General features: G+C 51.7%; 13 protein-coding genes. 3 read left to right on the top strand and 10 right to left on the bottom strand.

Annotated features, from left to right (window positions below; genetic code table 11):
* The 3 genes from P2W70_RS15060 to P2W70_RS15050 all read right to left on the bottom strand — a co-directional run bounded on the left by P2W70_RS15060 (position 1) and on the right by P2W70_RS15050 (position 2,554).
* Complete coding sequence (locus P2W70_RS15060; protein ID WP_276482310.1) at positions 1-468, bottom strand: TspO/MBR family protein; 468 nt, start codon at positions 466-468, stop codon at positions 1-3.
* A 95-nt stretch (positions 469-563) separates the two neighbouring features.
* A complete protein-coding gene (locus tag P2W70_RS15055; protein ID WP_276482309.1) occupies positions 564-2,087 on the bottom strand; it encodes a cryptochrome/photolyase family protein in 1,524 nt (507 codons plus the stop codon).
* On the bottom strand, positions 2,084-2,554 hold the full coding sequence (locus P2W70_RS15050) for an SRPBCC family protein (RefSeq protein WP_276482308.1): 471 nt from the start codon (positions 2,552-2,554) through the stop codon (positions 2,084-2,086). The genes P2W70_RS15055 and P2W70_RS15050 overlap by 4 nt, the downstream gene beginning before the upstream one ends.
* An 84-nt stretch (positions 2,555-2,638) precedes the next feature.
* Here P2W70_RS15050 and folE point away from each other — a divergent pair, with 84 nt between their 5' ends.
* Positions 2,639-3,352: a GTP cyclohydrolase I FolE gene (folE, locus tag P2W70_RS15045; RefSeq protein WP_276482307.1), complete on the top strand. Its 714-nt coding sequence runs from the start codon at positions 2,639-2,641 to the stop codon at positions 3,350-3,352.
* Between the two features lie 396 nt (positions 3,353-3,748).
* Here folE and P2W70_RS15040 read toward each other — a convergent pair whose 3' ends face one another.
* From P2W70_RS15040 to P2W70_RS15010, 7 genes are all read right to left on the bottom strand, one after another.
* Positions 3,749-4,354: a hypothetical protein gene (locus tag P2W70_RS15040; RefSeq protein WP_276482306.1), complete on the bottom strand. Its 606-nt coding sequence runs from the start codon at positions 4,352-4,354 to the stop codon at positions 3,749-3,751.
* 2 nt (positions 4,355-4,356) lie between these two features.
* The gene (locus P2W70_RS15035) at positions 4,357-8,805 is read right to left on the bottom strand and encodes a DUF6443 domain-containing protein (protein ID WP_276482305.1); all 4,449 of its coding nucleotides are present in this window, start codon (positions 8,803-8,805) and stop codon (positions 4,357-4,359) included.
* An 18-nt stretch (positions 8,806-8,823) separates the two neighbouring features.
* Positions 8,824-12,474, bottom strand: a complete 3,651-nt coding sequence (locus P2W70_RS15030) for an RHS repeat domain-containing protein (RefSeq protein WP_276482304.1) — start codon at positions 12,472-12,474, stop codon at positions 8,824-8,826.
* A gap of 14 nt (positions 12,475-12,488) precedes the next feature.
* Positions 12,489-13,910, bottom strand: a complete 1,422-nt coding sequence (locus tag P2W70_RS15025) for a hypothetical protein (RefSeq protein ID WP_276482303.1) — start codon at positions 13,908-13,910, stop codon at positions 12,489-12,491.
* Positions 13,911-14,204: 294 nt separating this feature from the next.
* Positions 14,205-15,044, bottom strand: coding sequence for a nucleotidyltransferase domain-containing protein (locus P2W70_RS15020; protein WP_276482302.1), 840 nt, complete (start codon positions 15,042-15,044; stop codon positions 14,205-14,207).
* Complete coding sequence (locus tag P2W70_RS15015) at positions 15,013-15,924, bottom strand: hypothetical protein (RefSeq protein WP_276482301.1); 912 nt, start codon at positions 15,922-15,924, stop codon at positions 15,013-15,015. Before P2W70_RS15015 ends, P2W70_RS15020 begins: the two co-directional genes overlap by 32 nt.
* Positions 15,925-15,956: 32 nt before the next feature.
* A complete protein-coding gene (locus P2W70_RS15010; RefSeq protein ID WP_276482300.1) occupies positions 15,957-16,580 on the bottom strand; it encodes a class I SAM-dependent DNA methyltransferase in 624 nt (207 codons plus the stop codon).
* A 600-nt stretch (positions 16,581-17,180) separates the two neighbouring features.
* Between P2W70_RS15010 and P2W70_RS15005 the strand changes: the two genes are divergently transcribed.
* Complete coding sequence (locus tag P2W70_RS15005) at positions 17,181-17,681, top strand: RNA polymerase sigma factor (protein WP_276482299.1); 501 nt, start codon at positions 17,181-17,183, stop codon at positions 17,679-17,681.
* Positions 17,671-17,928, top strand: coding sequence for a hypothetical protein (locus tag P2W70_RS15000; protein WP_276482298.1), 258 nt, complete (start codon positions 17,671-17,673; stop codon positions 17,926-17,928). Before P2W70_RS15005 ends, P2W70_RS15000 begins: the two co-directional genes overlap by 11 nt.
* Position 17,929: the final 1 nt, after the last annotated feature.

Genomic DNA, 17,929 nt, shown 5'->3' with positions numbered 1-17,929 from the left:
CTAGTTCAGGTACCATACACCGGCGTTCAGCGCCGTTGCAAAGCTCACCCAGGCAAGGTACGGCCATTGCAGGTTGGCTGCCAGCCGGGATACTTTATAAAATCGCGCAATCATCCACACGATACCCATCCATAACAATACAATGTCGATCAGCGCCCACCCCACCTGGTGAAACTGAAAGAAGAGTATGCTCCACCAAAAATTAAAGAACAATTGTACCGCAAAAGCGGTGAGGGCCTTTTTCCGTGCCGTGGAAGGAGGTTGCTGCCATACCAGGTACAGGGAGATGCCCATCGTTAAATACAGGAGGGTCCACACCGGAGCAAACAGGGCATTGGGTGGCGTAAACCAGGGCTTATTGAGTTGCGGATACCAGGTGCGTACGTTTTGGGCGGTAACCGCCCCCGCCACGCCCCCAATGGTGAGCGGCAGGGCCAGGCTAACGAGTATCTTCGACCATTTTTTCATACCGGTATATTTCGTTTGATAACAAGTTTCTGATGGCTGAGTTGGCCGGCTTTCCTGGTGTGCAGGATTGGCCAATCATCTGTTTAGCCAGGGTTTTACAATTGCTCTACCTGCTCCAGGTAGATGGCTGCCTGCTGCAACAAGGCAGCTTTGGCTGTCGGCTGCATCTTGTCCCAGGTTTTGTATACCATGCCGATGCGCGGATTGTTCTCCAGCAAAGGCCGGTGCCGATCGAAGAAATCCCAGTAGAGGCTATTGAAGGGACAGGCCTGTTTACCTGTTTTCACGTTGTGTTTGTAATAGCAATCCTGGCAATAATTGCTCATACGGTGTATATAGGCGGCCGATGACACATAGGGTTTGGTACCGGTAATACCACCATCGGCAAACTGGCTCATGCCGCGGGTATTGGTGATCTCTACCCATTCGATGGCGTCGATGTAGATGCCGAGGTACCACGCATCTACGGCAGCGGGATCGGTACCGGCCAGCAAGGCAAAATTGCCGGTGATCATGAGGCGCTGGATGTGATGGGCATAGGCATCGTCGAGGCTTTGCGTGATGCAATAGCGCAGGCAGTTCATGCGGGTTTTTCCGGTCCAGTACCAACGGGGCAGCGGACGGCTATGTTGAAAGAAATTCAGCTGGCTGAAGCCGGGCATGTGCGCCCAGTAGAGACCACGCATGTATTCGCGCCAGCCGAGTATTTGCCGGATAAATCCTTCCACAGCTGCTGTCGGCACATGACCTTTGCGGTAAGCCTGCTCCGCCTTTTCTATTACTTCCAGGGGCGACAACATTTTGGTGTTGAGCGCAAAGGAAAGCCGGCTGTGAAACAAATTGCGTTGCCGCGTGTGCATGGCGTCCTGGTATTGACCAAAGGCGGGCAACAGGTATTGAATAAAATATTCCAGCGCGGCCAGCGATTGACGCCTGCTGGTGGGCCAGGGAAAATTACCGGCTTGGGGATCACCGATATGTTCAATACCGGCGCGTTCAATTTCCTGCCAGATGCTGCTATAGTCGTGGTGCTGCAGCAGGGCTGGCGGTACGGGTGCCTGTTCCTTCCAGGCGCTGCGGTTGTCGGCATCAAAATTCCAGCGGCCTGCTTCCGGCTGATCGCCCGCCATGAGTATGCCATGCCGGCGACGCATATCCCGGTAGAAGCTTTCCATCAGGGGGGTGCGTTTCCCGAAGAAGTTGGCGAGCTGGTCGCGGGTGGTCAGGAAGTGTTCGGTGTCGTATACCTGGTGGTCAATGCCCTCCGCGCTGCACCATTGCTGCAGTTGCTGATCGAGCCTGTATTCATCGGGTAGTTGGTATTCGAACCGGGAAGCCTGGCATAGGTGCATGGCCTGGGCTATGTTTTGCGTGAGGTGTTGCGTGTTGCGGGGATCGTTGATCGTCCAATGCATGACGTGGTGACCTTTCCGTTGCAGCCAGGCGGCGAAGTTGTACATAGCTGCAAAAAAGCCGATGAGTTTCTGCGCGTGGTGCCACACGTACCCGGTTTCCTGTTTCATTTCCATGATCAGGTACGTGGTATGAGGGTCCACTGCGTTGTACCAACTGTGCCGGTAATTGAGTTGGTCACCGAGTATGAGCCGCACCTTTCTCATGCCCGTGTAGTGGGGGTGAACAGGTTGTCGAGTTGCTGGTACCGGTGATCAAAGATCTGTTTCAGTTGCCTGGCCACAAAGAAACTATTGGCCAATCGGCCCAGGGGGCCAAGCGGTAATTTGTAATGCACGGTATCAGTCATCAGCACACCCTCAGTGGTGGGTTGCAGCAAATGCTTGTGGTGCCAGAAGGCGTACGGGCCAAAGCGCTGTTCATCGACAAAGAACTGTTTGTCCTGTACGTGGGTGATCTCGGTTACCCAATGCCACCGGATACCGAGTACGGGTCGTACATAATATTCGATGATCTGTCCGGCAAACATGGGTGTTCCGGCATCGGCGCTTAAAATATGAAAACCCAGCGACGATGGCGTGATCCGGGCGAGGTTGCGGGGATCGCTCATGAATGTCCAGACCGTATCGAGGTCGCTATGGATCAATTGACGTGTTTGCAGAGTATGCAGCAAGGTGGAATGATTTTGTTCAACAAATTTACGTAAAAGTTGAACAGAAAAAGGCTACCTTTATCTCCTTATTTAAAATATAGGGGCATGGTAAACGGGAAAACAGTGAACGGTATTTGTGTACGGAACGGCTATCGGGTGGAGGACCTGGTGACGGAAATGGGTGACGAACATATCGCAGGCGGCATCGATACGCCTTTGCGGCCGGATGCTTTTACTATGAGCAATGCGGAGAAGACGCAGAAAATAGCGGGCTTGTTTCAGCAGATCATGGAAACGCTGGGGCTGGACCTCACGGATGACAGCTTGCGGGGAACGCCGCAACGGGTAGCAAAGATGTATGTGGAGGAGATCTTCCGGGGGCTCAATCCGCAGCAGGAGCCGGCCATGACCTTGTTTGACAACAAATACCGGTATGACCAGCTGCTGGTGGAGAAAGATATTACGGTATATAGTCATTGTGAGCACCATTTTGTGCCGATCTATGGCAAGGCACATGTTGGTTATATCTCGTCGGGCAAAGTGGTCGGTTTGTCGAAGCTCAACCGGCTGGTGGATTATTATGCGCGACGCCCGCAGGTGCAGGAGCGGCTGACCATGCAGATTGGCAAGGCCTTGCAACTGGCGCTCGACACGGAAAATGTAGCGGTAGTGATCGACGCCAAACATTTGTGTGTGGCCTCGCGCGGCATCCGTGATACCCACTCGGCTACGGTTACTTCTTTTTATGGCGGGAAATTTGGCAACCCGGCAGTAAAAGAAGAATTTCTGCGTTATGTGGGTATGGAGACGGCGTATTGAGCAGCCATTCCGAAACCGCCGCTTTATCGACTCCCACGGAATATTTCTACCTGAGCCGCATTTGTATAAACGCAAAGAGGGCACCCCAAATAAATTTGAGGCACCCTCATACTTAAAATTAACGCCACTAGAAAGCGGCAGGTGCAATTGACCCTAACGAAAGCTTGTATAGCAATGAGTCAATGTTGCCTGTTACTAAAACGTATATTCGAAACAAAACAACTACTTGACAACACTATAAAATCTGCTTTGCTTTTACTAAAAACAACTCACCCTGACACTACCCGTTAGCACCCTAAAACGACACAAAGCAATTGACCGAACTTTTAAAACAAACAAGGGAAGGCGGCCCGCAGGCCACCTCCCTATAAGACTCTGTACCGTTTAGCAACGATCTTATCGCTTACCCGATCGGCCGGCGCTCTTTCGCCACCATTTCACATGCCTTTCAATCGATAGCAGCTTGACGGGCAGGTATACATTCATGCGCCCCTTTTGTGTAACGGCATAGGCATCGATCGAAACCGGCCGATCGAACCCATCCAGGGCAGTGGCAGCATCCATATCGAGCTTAACCCATTGCACCGTTACCCGCGTTACCCAGGCACGCCGCTTATGCTTACCAAACCGAGGCGCTTTGGTGCCCAAAATGAAAGACTTAATCGTGATCATCTTGGGCCGCCAGGCCATTGTTGCTGAATCGGCGCCTTCAAAGGGCAGAAACGTCTCATCAGGCGGCTGGGAGAGAAATTTCTCTTTGTCCAGCCCCCAGTCATAGACTGTATCCATGTATTCATCCAAGCTTCGTCCGGCCAGTGTGCTATCGGAAACGAAGAAATCATCCCCTGCCATTGGCCCTGTCCAATTCTTCACCCGGTAGGGTTCTACCCAGGCAAACATGTAATAATAGCCGGATATGGTTACCGTATCGACAAACCGGATACCCTTTTGCGCCATGAGATGGAACGGCAGCAGACAGAGGATAAAGATGATGCAGCGCATAGTTAGTTGTTTTTGGAATCGATGTATTCTTTGTATTCCGCTGCTGTCACGGTTTGAACATGACCGGTTCGCGTATCTTCAGCTAGTTTCTTACGTTCCCTGGCCGAAATATACCGCGATTCAATACTCCTGCGAGGCGTATGTATCCTGCCCGCAATGGCACGAACGCCGCCAACATCTACCGCGGAGCCATGCGCCTTGAAAGTTTTCTCAAGGTTCACCCCCGTACTGCCATCTGGAATCGAATTGATAGCCGCATTGTCCATGATACTGCCAGGATCACCATGCACCCCACCCAGGTTATGCCCAATTTCATGGATCGCCGTGCCCGTTCGCAAATCATCCATCGTAACACCCTTGTACTGATTCACGGCCGCCTGCATCTTATTTTCATCCAGCTTGATATCTCTGTTATCGGATGAGCCATAGGCATCTTCGCCCGGCTTCGCAGGAACATCACCCACCGTGACGGTATTACCGAAGGTGTGTTGTTTAGTACCTTGTTTGATGACATCATTCCCCTGGGCCTCCTTCGCCTCGGCCTGGGTTTCAAAGCGACCATAGCCGAGGTCAAACTTTACGAATACGGTTTGTCCGTCTACCTCCAGCTTCATCACACCCGCATTGTTGTAAGCCTCTATCCCTTTTACGAAGGCAGCGGCCTGCTCGTCCGTCATCCCATACATGTAATAGTTGGCATGGATCACATACGGATCTTTATCGCTGGTACCAGAGCCGGTCACCACGCCGTCCCGGCCCGTGGGGTCGCTCACCTGTAGCGGGTTGTTGAAGCCAAAGGAATAAGGAGAGATCCAATCGTACCGCTCTGCATGGGGATCGGGGCTCAGCCATCGGCCCGTCTGGTGGTCATATAGGCGGGTGCCGAAGTCGTGCCAATGCAGCCCCGTGCCAGCACCAAACTCCTCCGATTGGAGTTCTTTACCGTTAAACGCATATTTATTGGGAAGCTTGCCGACTGATCGTGAACTGAGCGGGGCGATCGGCAAACCGAAAGGATAATAGTGGGTTTCTTCCAGCAACGGAGAATGTTCGTGCGACAAGGTGAAGTTATCGAAGAAAACGACCTCATTCGACTCGTTGGAAAAATAAACATATACCCAACCGTTTTGCCGCGCCTGTATAGCATTGGCCAACCGCTTATCGATGACCGATTTCGCATTGGGGCTATACGGTATCGGAAACACCCGGCTGGCCGCCACATCGACCTTCATTTGACGGTCGAAGAAGATGACGTTCAGGTACGCTTTGGGCGCCACATTGCCGCCACTGCTCGTTGCCGCCGTATTGAGCAGGCCGGCCAGCGCCGTATTGCCCGTTAAATTCGATGCGAGGTCGGCTGCTGCCGGCTTCAGGAAATCCGCAAAATGGCTACTGCCAGCCAGTGCAGCCCCCAGGTTGGTGAGCAAGGTAGATAGCCCATTGGCCGAGCTATTGTTGGCATTGATCGCCGTATAGTAAGCCTCCACTTTTACATGCACAAAATCTTTACTCTGCACCTGCAGCAGTTTGGCCGCTCCCACCGCTCCGGCTGCCCTGGTAATGGACATCACCTGGTGACCGTTGGCACTGGTATCTCCGAAGTTACCCGGCCTGGCAGTCCTCACCGCAATAACGTTGATGGAGGCACCGGTTTTATTCTCCCAATAATTATTCTGATCGGTTACCTGCGCACTGCCAGCCGCGCCTTCAAAACTCAAGACGGGATAATTGTCTACCCCCAGCTCATCAGAAAGCACCATACGCACATTGCCCAGGTGATCCTTGATCATATAATCATCTTTAAAGATGCCTGCACCTATATACCGCGTACGCCCTTCGGTGCTCAGGAAATATTGCAGCTTGTCTACATAGTCTTGCGGCTGCGCGGCGCTATGTTGCGAAGTATGGTATACAAAGTTGTCGATGTATTTAGTGGTGGTGGTAAGCACCGGACTCTGCGTGGAGTCGACAACGATCTTTTCCAAACGCGCACCGCCTGCCCCATAGTTGAAATACACTATGCCTTTACCGCGTACCTTGACCTGGGTGGGCAGGTTGAGGTGGTTATACAATATGGTATCGATGTCCTTGTTGCGATCCTTGGTCACATTGCCATTGGGATCGTAGGTATAATCGATATAATTGCCCCATTTCACGCCGCTGACGAGGGAAGACGAATAGTGAAAATCGCCCAATAGGGTAGTGGTGTCATTGTAGCCGTCTGCGACTGATAGCAGTTTATCGCCCAGGTCATACTGGTAGTTGAGTCCGTCGACGACCTTAATACCTCCGCCTGCCCAGCCAATATGCGTGAGCATCGTTAAATTCCCATTGGCGTTGTAGTCGGCTCCCATCGAGAAATTGATCTCGTCCGGCACAAATTGCGCCCCCCGAAACTGGGTAAACACAGCAGCCGTGAGCTGGTTGAAGGGATCATAGGCCAGGTCATACTTCCTGATCTTTTGATCGCCGGTTGTTTTCCACAACACCCGGCCGATGCCGCCGTCGTAACGTTTTTGCGTCATTGCATTGGCATCGCCGTGCACGGCACCACCATCCTTGTCATAGGCGAGTTGCTCTCCAAACCAGCGGCTGGCATCGGTACTATCCCGGGCAAAGGGTTCGTTGATTCCCAATAGCCACCCGCGCACGTTGTAGGTGAAATCCTGCGATTCCATCGGCAGCCCCGAAACCGGATGCGTACCCACCGTTTTGGTTGTCAGTTTCCCGAGGTGGTCATAGGCAAACGTGGCCTGCGTTTTATACGGGTCGGCAGGGTTGGTCTTTTGTCCGTAGTAGGTTTCGCGCCCCAGGTCGTCGTAGGTTGTTTTGGTGCAGACCCTAACACTCGCCGGGTTCGTGCCGCCTTTTTGGTGTATCCGCACCGTACGGATCACCTGACCGGCAAAGTTATACTGGGTCGTCAGCGTAGAGATGGCACCAGAAGCATTGAGGGCACGCTGCTGTATCGCCCGTCCTTTTTCATCATAATAGTAAATGCTATACAACCATTGCGAGGTACCCAGTATCTTTTCACCTTCCCAGGCTAGCCGCCCGTCTACTGTCACCGCCTGCTGGATCGGCTCGGCATACTCGGGACCTGTGCCATAACTGGTAACGATGGTGGAAGCATTCAGCGAAGTAGCGTCCAGCTGCGCCGTGAACCCTGCAGGCAGGTTCTCGTACCGGTCATAGCGTTTAACTGTATATTCCTCATAGCTGCCCGGCGAAAGCGTGGGGTAGTTGTTGCTGGATGCTGCATCGGTAAGCATCGTGGCCCAGGCAGTGGCACTGGTGAATGCCCCGGTAGCCGTTACGCGGTTCAACGAATCATAGGTGGTGTACAGCCATTTGTTGACCGACTGTTTTCTGCAGTTGCCATCCTGCATCAGCACCAGCCGACCACGTTGATCATATACATAACGCACTTCTTCCATGCCCGGCCTTTTGGACCGGATCAGCTGCTTGCGCCCGTTATACTCGTACCGGAAACACAGGTTGTAGATGAAATTACTGTCTGGCTGCCAATGGGGGCGTAGGTATTCGCAGGCCTTCGGCTGGATAATCAACCGCAGGTTGCCGATATCATCATATACATAGTAGGTACTTAACCAGGATTGGGCAGCCACGATAGAATCGGCACCGCTGCCGTCATCGGCAGGCGCCGTACCCTGCCTTTTTACCAGGACAACACGCCCTGCTTTATCCGTGAACGTTACCTCCTGTCTACCTTCTTCATCGGTATCCACATTTTTATACAAGCTGCCGACAGGATAAATGCCCGGTGACGCATACATTCCCCAGTCTCCGGGCACATCCGTGACGGTCCATCGCCTTACCCGGTCGTTGGCCGTATTGACCCAGTAGTAGGTGCTCACGCCCCGCTGGCTACCGACCCAGGAGGCGCCGGCTGGCAATACCGTTGTTTTCCTGTCCAGCGGACTGCCATCGAAAACCGTTTGGTTATAGGCCCATGTCAGGGAAGAAGAACCTACATTCGTTTCACCGGCCTGACCAGCCAGTCTGCCATTGTAATAGGTGGTTTGCTGGGCAAACGGATTGCGTTTGAACCCACCATCACTGACAGAGGTGTTTGATCCGGTAGGGTTAGCCGAAAAGGGCAAATAGTCCACGGAAAGCCTTCCTTCGGGATCGTATACTTTGGTGGCCACCAGGTCGCGCGCGGTATCACCGGTGGGCAGAGAGCCTTTTTTAGTAACAGTTTGGATATCGCGGCCCAGTCCATCATAATAGACGGTGGTCATTTTTACTTCCCGCAATCCTGCAGCATTGACCAGCGCAGGATTGGTGATGGGCGCCTTCACCTGCCAGGTCCTGATGGAGTTGACCTGACTGCCCGATGCGTAGGGTGTGGGCAATGCCTGCTGGGCTACTCCCTCCACGGTGCCCACAAGTAGCGTCCATGATATAATAAAGCGATGTTGTCGCATGGTGGATTGTTTTATTGATTAGAATACCGGGGTTCGAAACTTGTACTCTTTTTGCTCGGTGATATTGCCTTTGTCGTCGCGGATGCGGATCACCCGGCCGGTCGCATCGTATTCATACCGCACCCGGTTGTAGAAGCGATCCATCACTTCCGTCTGCCTGCCGTTTACATAAGTAATCGTATTGAAGCGCAGGTTGGGGGACACGGAAGTGATCCGCACATCGTCGATAAGGTTGCCATTACTGTTGATGCACAACTGTATGCTGCCATTGCCCATCGAATAGCGCAGCACCGTCCAGTCGCTTGTTTTCTTGATGGTATCGGGCGTAGCATGGGAGATGGGTGTGAAGACACCGGTTGTCCAGTCGTACCGTTCAAAGAAGGGCATATTGCCACCGTTTTTGATGGCGATGTAGATATGGGCTGCCAGGAAAGGACGTTCCCGCATAAGGAGTCTGCCGGAAAAAGAGGACTTGCCGGTATACGCAACTGTCGTATCACGGGTACCCAGGTACATAAAGTCGGCACCATCCGGAACCGTTTGCACCGTAGCGTAATCAAACGGGGTGCGGAAGGTCATCGTCTCAAAGCTGGTGACCGAAGCATGCCAGTAATCAAGGGCACCGGTGGTACTAACGCCTAGCGGCAACAGACCGCGGTAGCCCATGAAGGTGCGGGTACGTTGTCCGTCGGCTGATCGCTCCTCCAGCTTATTATAGACAGAATCCCAACGGCTATTGAACCTGACCAGCTTGTAACGAGGGTCCTTGGTCCAGGCAGTTTTCCAGGTAGTACCGGTATAGTCATAGGTCACCGGCACCGTGGTGGTCATGGACGATAATAAGATAGGAGAGGCCAGCTGCAGCTGCCAAACGTTCATGGGCACTGCCGGACCAGCCGTGAAGTGTGGGAAGAGCGCCATTTCATTCAGCTCAGCGCTGGTCACCCTGGCGGGGGCCGTAGCGGAGTCTTTGAGGAGGTTGATCTTTTCGACCGGCACATTGAGCCAATAGGTGTTGGTAAAGCGGTCGGTGACAAACGTGGCCGGATAGTCCAGCGGATATTTGGTGACCTGTTCCGCGATCTTACCGTTGCTGTGGTACTGCCGAACCAGTGTGGGTTGCCAGTGCGCCGGGTTACCGTATTCGGTTTCCTGCACCGACGTCAGGTAAGTATTCGCATTGTCCTGGTACTGGTAAGTGGTGGTTTTGATCGGCAGGTAGGCATAGGTATAGGTTTTAAAGCGGTCGCTGAATACATAGGTTCCCGGTCTGCCGACCCAGGCAGTCACCTGGCCATTCCCGTTGGATATATCGAAGATATTGGCCGACCAGTTATCCATATAGGTTTTCAGCCCAGCTCCAGCTTGGGCGGGTACGATGGCGTATTCCGTCTCGGTGCTTTTGACCAGCTTACCGGTTTTCGTATAGAGCCCTTCAAAATACTCCTTGCCCCTTTCCAGGGCGCGGGAGGAGAATTGACGATAGGGGGAGGGAAACGCATTGATGCTTTGCACCAGGCTGTCATCGGGGTGACCGTTATCATGGTTGGTATACCGGCGAACGGTATAGGCAGAGTCCTGCCGCACCTCCACGACCGTGCTGTAGCCAATATGGTAGGCATCGAGGGTGGTATAGAGCGGCTGCTGGCTGCTGATGGAGAACTCCAGGTCGCGCAGACAGGTAGGGTACAGCGCCTCATAAAAATTACCGATCACACCGCTCCAGTGGTAAATATAATCGTACACGTTTCTGACCCCGCTCGACGGCAGGGCCGCATTTTGTGCCGGCGACAGCGAGGGATCGTAGCTATTGACATAATAATACTTCATCGTGTTGGAGACACCCGTAACGGTGTCTACCGTTTGAATGGCGGCGATGCGCAGGCCGCCGGTGAGGACGTTGGCCGGCAACGAATCCACGCCCAGCATGCGCTCTGCTTTTACGACCTTCCTGCAAGTGTTCAGCTCGTAGGTAAAACGCCTTTTAGTACCTGTAGGATAAGTAATGGCGTTCAACATGCCGGCGGCGGTATGGGGCAGCGAGGGCGCGCGTAACGTGCCCAGCTGTGCATTGGTGAGGCCAACGATAGAACCCGATGCCACATTGTTCCAATAGCCCCAGTGATCATTTTTGCCTTCGTTGTAATTGGGCAAGGCGAGGCTGTTATTATACTGCAGCCCGTATCGCTCCCCAGTGGTAACGCCGACCGGATCGAATTTCTCTACCCGGCCCAAGAATAACCGCTGCGACCAGCTGGACAGCGGATCATAGGTCAGCACCCATTTGAACGTGTTGCCATGGTAATCTTTGATAGAGACGGTGTCCAGTTTCTTCCATTGGAAGTTTTGGACGGCGTTTTGGGTGAGCACGTTCGACTCATTGGTGTTGGAATAAGAGAAGTCGGCCTCGATCATATCGCCATAGATATGCTTCAGGTATACGGGACTGATGATCTTGGCATTGGTGAGCTGACCGGCAGCGCCCGGAATACTGGTGGCATTACCGCAGGTAGGGGAAGAGCTGTGCTGAACAACCGTAATGACTTGTTCACTATGATACATCACCCGGTTGTATTCGCCACGCTCGTAGTCGTAGGAGAGCACCCTGCCATCCCGAAAGCGAACAGCCGTCAGGTGCCATCCATTGGCAATCCAGTGTTCCGCATAGTTTTGCAAGCCATGGCCCGACTGGCCGGGCCGGTAGTTCTCACCGATCGAATACTCTATAGCATCCTGTCCCGGTTGGTGATTGCCAAAGTAGAATTTGGTGCCATCTTCCGCTTCGATCGTAAAGCCGGCGATCGTATTGGGATAAGTGTTCAGCGCATCATAGGGGCTCATGCCCAGCATCCATTGGGGACAGGTGGCGCCTGCATTGGGATCGCTGTTGGGTTGCAGAAGACCAGCTGGAAGCGGTATTTCACCGGGGATACGCGTGACTTTAAATTTCTTATCAGCAACGACCACCACATCGGAAGAGTCGTTGAAGTAGAACTTGCCACTGTACCCAAACATGCTGAAGGAGAATTCATCCCGTTCTACGTCGAGGGTACCCTGATAGCGCGTATCGTATCCAAAGCTGACCAGTTGAAAGCGAAACCACCTCGAAGTATTGACACAACTCGCCCCCAGAAAATCGCCCCGATAGGGAAGGGGCCAGGGATATTTGGCGAATTGAGGGGCGTTGGAATTAAAGGCCACATCGACCCAGTGATAAGCACCCTGCGTCAAAAAATCGAGGTTGTAGGAAAAAGGTGTAGCGGTGGATCGCTTGAGCCAGCCGAGGTCATACATCACCGGAGTGGTGTTGGCAGGATGGGCGACGTCTCTATAGGCCAGGGAATATTCATCTACCAACTTGTTGACTTTCCGGGTGACCATACCGCCTGCGTGCAGGCTCCAGTTGGTACCCACCGTAGAAGCGTGTTGTTCGGGCATAAAGCCCGAGGCGCTATAGGTGAGCGATAGATTGATCGCCTGTCCGCCATAGCTGACCTGGTGCAAGGGTACCTCGATATTGGGCAGCCCGGTGTGATAGGACACAGGTATTTTCTTTACCTGCATAAAGGCAAATGCATTGGGCGACGGTAGCGCCTGCGGAGACTCCGGGACCTGGGCATAGCCTGCCAGGGCCGCCACCGTTAAGAGGGGCAACAAGGTGCGTCGCATGGTTTCTATATGGTTTATTTAGTGAATTGGTAGCCTACTCTCACCAGAATCGGCGGATAAGCGGTATTGAATGATAGAAGATCGAGTAATAGTTGTACCTGTGTCTTTTTAAGCAGCTTGCTTTTCAGATCGACGGTTTTGGTAATGCCCACGAGACCACTTTTCCGCCAAGTACGCATATCCGGGATCGCTTGCAGCCCCGCGAATGGTTCCTGGTAGTTGAGTTCATAGCCACCGGTGGCAGCGAAAGACCCTTTTATTTTGGCGTTGATGAACGTGCGTAGACCGACGCCCTGATGCGATAGTTGAAGGTGACGGAAGTCTTTGCCCCAGCCAAGGCGATAGGCGCCGCCGATGCCTACGCTACTCTTGTCATTGATGCGAAACCCGATGGAAAGGCCGAGGTCGGAGGTGACTGGAAAGTAAGTACTCGACCTGGTCGTTTGCACATTCGAACCAATTTCAATTCGTTGCCAAAGCGACTTGGTCCGTTGTTGATTGGGCACCTGCACATCGGCAGGATCGTCCAGGTGGCGGTCTTTCTGTAGCGCCTTCACTTTATCCTTGATTGCCAGCCAGGGATTGGGTGTTCTGCCCACTTCCTGCTGCAGCGTTTGTAGGAGATTGGTGTTATTGCCGGCCTGGCTGATACCAGTCATTACCGCATTGCGTACCTGCAGGCCGCCGGTCTGGAGTGGATCGACGAGATTGGCTGGCGTTGGCGGCAGCAGCGAAGTCAACATCGAATAGCGCTCGAACAGGCGTTTGAAAACCGCTGTTTCCGAAAGCAGCCTGAGCATTTTAGATAGCATCCGGTCAGGGTCGTTTACCAGCAGCCGGTATTCGGCAATCGTGGCTTTATAATAAGACACGGTTTGGGAGATCTTGCCCAGCTCTTTCAAACCGGGAAACTCCGCTAGCTGTGCGCGTAGCTCCCGTACGCGCTCACTGAGGGCCTGCTGCAGCAAATTGGAGCGGGTGATACCCTCCTGCAGCCCGCCAAAGTTAGACTGAAATTGAGCGGCTAAATGCTGCTGCGAAGGGGACAAACCTACCACCTGCAGCAGTCGAAGGGCTACCGCTACAGAATCCAGTACGGGGAGGTAATACCGCCTGAGGGGATCGGTGGCGCTGGAGTCTGACAGCAGGCGGCGGTACTGTTGGTAGCGTTGCTCGATTTGGCGGGCCAGGGCCTTACCGGCGACGGAATCCTTTTTCAGGAGTTTTTTAGCGATGCGCTTTTCGGTGTCGTACATTTTGGCCAACGCTTGCTGGCTTTTATGCCGCAGTTTGCCCGCTATCTTTTCGGCGTGATGCGCATAATCCTTCAAAAAAGACATAGGCCGGATGGAGGCCGACAACGGCGGCATTTGCCGGGCATGGGCAAGCGATAGCCCGATGCCCTGCAGGAGCAGGCACCAAATGAGCAATCTCATAAGCAATAGGTATGTTAGATGAAGCCCTTTGACATGACTACATGAGGATCTCGCTGCGGGCGGCAGCTGTGCGGTGGTTGGGACTGAAAGAAACAGGTCATTTATGACCTACTCAAAAGTCGATAAGTTTTACAGAACCACCAAGTTTTTGCACTAACTTTTTTCTGTTTGCGAAGAGCAGCTATTAAAAAGGGATACTGATTGGGGGTGACTTTATTTTCATCCACCAAGGAACCATGCAGATATGTTACAATCTTACTGTGGGGATAATTAGAAGAGGGGACTGGGGCTGAATTATAGTAAACATCCTACCAGACCATATGGCAATGATTGTTGAAGCAAATGATCACGCACCTTGTTCACCTGAGGCCAGCTACTGTCATCAATTCTTTTTATTTGTTTCTGGTGATAGGCTGAAATGTGTGTTTCATCGTAATCCCGGAAGGCATAACTAAACTTCCAGAATTGGGCTATCAGTTCCTGCAATTCAATAAATCTTGCAAAGCCGATGTGTTGACGAGGCTGGTCAGTTACTACTTGTTGACACCTATATGTCTGGGTCACTCTTTTCAACGTAACAATCTTGCTATTCCAGAACACTGTAAAACGGGGACATTGAAACCAGTCGTTGAAGTACATCAGGTAACATTGATGCATCTTGATTTTAAGCAAATAGATTAGAGACAATAGACACCCGTTGCTAAGCTCATGGATAGATACCTGCGGTTGTAGGAAATATTGCACCCAGTAAAGCATTTGTATAAAGCTTTGTTGTTCTATAGTAGCTGCCACTGATGCATTTCCGCCAATGAACTGTGTCGGAGCCAGGAAACGGGTAATAAAATACAGTCCATTCTGCCTTTGATTTTCCCGGTTGTTAATATTCTTACTGCCAAAGAAATTCAATGAAACTGGAGTATTACCAAGAGTCAGGCTTTCTTTAAAGGGTTTTTCAATACCTGCCCGGTAAAACAATATATCGATGTCGCTTTCCTTAGTTTGGATACCCAAAGCATAGCTACCGTATACCCAGGCGGCATCAAACTGTCCGGCATATTTTGCGATGATGTGTTGGATGGCTGGTTGCCCCGAAAGCATTTTTTCAGGGATAGATACTTCGAGTGTCTTGTCCATTGATCATGTTTTTGAAGTGATCCTGTAGCATCTCCCCGAACCGGGAATTAATATGGAATTTCAGATAAGGTCCTCCATAATTTCCTTGTTTTCGTTGAGCGTCAGTATGTATTGGGAATGATACATATATCGTATCGTCTACCCGCAACAAAGGAACAATGGGAGAATAAGCGGAGAGATAAAGTTGGTGTATACTTTTGTCTCCATACTTTTTCAAGGATCCATTTTCTTCGTTCAATAAACTATTGATGGTATTAGAAATATCCTGCTTTTTGGCCGTGCGTGAAAAAGTCGACAAATAGTCATTGTGTGCCAGTACAGAACCAGTGTCGAGCAAAACCAGTTTGAACTGTTTCTTTTTCGCGAGAAATGTTTCCAGATTGGCTTTATTCCCTACTTGTAGATTCCGGAAACTTACGTTGGAAGCCCAGAATATAGAATCAGTATTTTGCAGCGCTGAGGCTATGAATTGTTCTGTCAGAAAGGCGGTATCTGCAAATGGAGGGGCACTGCCATCCTGAAGCAGGAATGAGATGTTTTTCTTCGCATGTTGGATCGGACTCTTCTGCCAGTCGAACAAAAACAAGCTCAGCAGCATTGCCAGCAACAGCACTACAATGGAGCGAATAACCATTGGGGCTACTTTACCGCGCGCATGCACCCACCTGAATAGCGAAAACACGACATCTTTCCATCCGATCTGTTCGTTTCTTATCAGGAATAGTGTTTGAATGTCGGCTTTCAGGTGATTGATCGCAGCTTCTTCGGAAGGCCCGTGCGCCATATAGTGCCGGGTTTGGGAGTTTTTGCCAGAATTGCGCTGAATGTAGGTGATCTCAGCCTTCCATTCATGCTCGCCTAACTTTTCAGTTTCACACAAAAATATGGTTTGATCAATGGTGAAGTTAGCCATCAGTGTTTCTTTACAATGATTTGCATATATGGGATAGTAAGCGATTCATGTTCATCCTGGTAATGCAACACCTCAAACTGCTTCAATAGCTCCATGACTTCCCCTTTCTCATAAAAAGCGTAAAACCGCGCGCCGCCTTGTGGATAGGAGGGTGGATGTGGGTCCAGCAGTTCGCCAGCACCCGTTTTAAGATTGAGGTAAAAGAGTCCACCCGGCTGTAGGGCTCCCTGAATCCGGTTAATCACGGAAGGCAGGTGTTTCTTTTGCAGGTGATAGAGACAGGTACTCGCCCAAACGCCGTCAATGCTATTGGCAGGAAACTGTAAATCGCGAAGATCATTGACTATATAGCGCGCTCCTGGCAGCCTTACCCGGGCAATATCCATCATGGCAGTTGAATAATCATATAAAATAATATCGCGGAATGCGTCCTTGAACAGCCAGCCATCTCTTCCATCTCCAGATCCAACTATTAAAAGATTATTCCGGTTATGGTTGGGTAGCAGTTCCAGGAAAAGCGCAGCAGATTTTTCGATCATTGACCTGAATACGGGAAATATGGTATCGGTTGCATAGCTGGCTGCAATGGTGTTGTAGGTAGCTAATGTGATCTCTTCGTACATAAGGAGGGTTGGAACACTAATGTGAGAAAATACCAGATTGCATACAAGCGTGCTTTCACCCGCCGTTTACCCGTTAAAACACCTATTTTACTTTCATTAACTTTTAGTAATCTACTTTACGGCAATGTCCCCCGGAGACAAAAGCAGCTGGAAGTGGCAATGCTGGTCCTACTCGAACAATATGGGCTAATATTTACCGTTATTGGAATATCTTTGCGGGCTTATAGCTGGCTGCACAGTTGCCGCTTTTGAAAAAGACGACAGCAGAAAACGGGGAAAAGCTCCCGCAGCCAGGTGTAATAATTCACACACCATAAAATTAAATTGTATGTCGAAAAAGACAGCTGAGCCCAGGAAGAATAAGCCTACTAAAAAGAAAAGTTCCGCACAAAAGAAGGCAGCGAAGAAAAAAGGACGCTAAAATTAAAACATGGAGAGCCCGGTTAACAGCCGGGTTTCTTATTGACGTTACCCCCGGCCAAACTCCAAATGCCGCCACAAGCCCCTTCCCAGGGCCCTGTTTACCCCTCTTCAGCTTTTTTTTGCGCTCCGAGGTGATCTTCCTACCTTTTTAGACACTTATTATAAAAGGCACCTGAAATGAGCATTCCATCAGAAGATCCCATCATACAACTGTACCGGGACAGTTTCCCGGACGTCGCTCGGATGATCCGCCGGAAAGGCGGGACATTGGAAGAAGCGAAAGACGCCTTTCATGACGCGCTGCTGATCTACCTGGAAAAGGAGAAAGCAGGGCGGCTGCAGCTGCATGGCTCGCCGAAGGCTTACCTCGTGGGCACGGCCAGGATATGCTGGCTGCGTGCACGGGGGGCAACGGTGTCGTTGCCGGATGCGTTTGATGCTGCGGAGCCGGCCGAGGGGGGCGTGGAGGAAAGGGAGCAAAGCGTGCGGGCATCCTTGGTGAGAAGCGGGAAGAAATGCCTGGAGTTGTTGAAGGCATTCTATTATGACCATTGCTCGATGCAGGACATTGCAGGGCGGTTTGGCTTCAATGGCACGCGGTCGGCCACGGTACAGAAGTACAAATGCCTGGAGAAAGTGCGGAAGGAAATAAAATCAAACAACGAGTATGCGTCCTGAACTGAACGAGATCAGTCTGATCGACCTGTGGCTGCTGCGGCAGTTGCCGGAAGCCGAAGCACAGGCCGTTGAGGCCAGGATACTGGTGGACGAGGCCTTCGCCGAAAAGGTGGAGGCGCAGCGTGTCTGTCACCGGTTGATACACCAATATGGCCGGCGGCAGGAGCGCTTCCGGCTGGAAACGATCTACCGGCAACTCCTACAGGAAGCCGGATTTGCCCAACAATTGAACACCATCTTTACCTGAT

Source organism: Paraflavitalea pollutisoli, from assembly GCF_029360705.1.
GTDB lineage: Bacteria > Bacteroidota > Bacteroidia > Chitinophagales > Chitinophagaceae > Paraflavitalea > Paraflavitalea pollutisoli.
Note: the sequence above shows the minus strand (reverse complement) of the source record. Positions and strands in the feature narration are given on the sequence as shown.

What these genes read in the sequence shown, in the direction of transcription:
- P2W70_RS15055 (WP_276482309.1), bottom strand. Translation starts at nt 2,087, where the DNA reads ATGAGAAAGGTGCGGCTCATACTCGGTGACCAACTCAATTACCGGCAC.
- P2W70_RS15060 (WP_276482310.1), bottom strand. Translation starts at nt 468, where the DNA reads ATGAAAAAATGGTCGAAGATACTCGTTAGCCTGGCCCTGCCGCTCACC.
- P2W70_RS15025 (WP_276482303.1), bottom strand. Translation starts at nt 13,910, where the DNA reads ATGAGATTGCTCATTTGGTGCCTGCTCCTGCAGGGCATCGGGCTATCG.
- folE (WP_276482307.1), top strand. Translation starts at nt 2,639, where the DNA reads ATGGTAAACGGGAAAACAGTGAACGGTATTTGTGTACGGAACGGCTAT.
- P2W70_RS15010 (WP_276482300.1), bottom strand. Translation starts at nt 16,580, where the DNA reads ATGTACGAAGAGATCACATTAGCTACCTACAACACCATTGCAGCCAGC.
- P2W70_RS15020 (WP_276482302.1), bottom strand. Translation starts at nt 15,044, where the DNA reads ATGGACAAGACACTCGAAGTATCTATCCCTGAAAAAATGCTTTCGGGG.
- P2W70_RS15040 (WP_276482306.1), bottom strand. Translation starts at nt 4,354, where the DNA reads ATGCGCTGCATCATCTTTATCCTCTGTCTGCTGCCGTTCCATCTCATG.
- P2W70_RS15030 (WP_276482304.1), bottom strand. Translation starts at nt 12,474, where the DNA reads ATGCGACGCACCTTGTTGCCCCTCTTAACGGTGGCGGCCCTGGCAGGC.
- P2W70_RS15035 (WP_276482305.1), bottom strand. Translation starts at nt 8,805, where the DNA reads ATGCGACAACATCGCTTTATTATATCATGGACGCTACTTGTGGGCACC.
- P2W70_RS15000 (WP_276482298.1), top strand. Translation starts at nt 17,671, where the DNA reads ATGCGTCCTGAACTGAACGAGATCAGTCTGATCGACCTGTGGCTGCTG.
- P2W70_RS15005 (WP_276482299.1), top strand. Translation starts at nt 17,181, where the DNA reads ATGAGCATTCCATCAGAAGATCCCATCATACAACTGTACCGGGACAGT.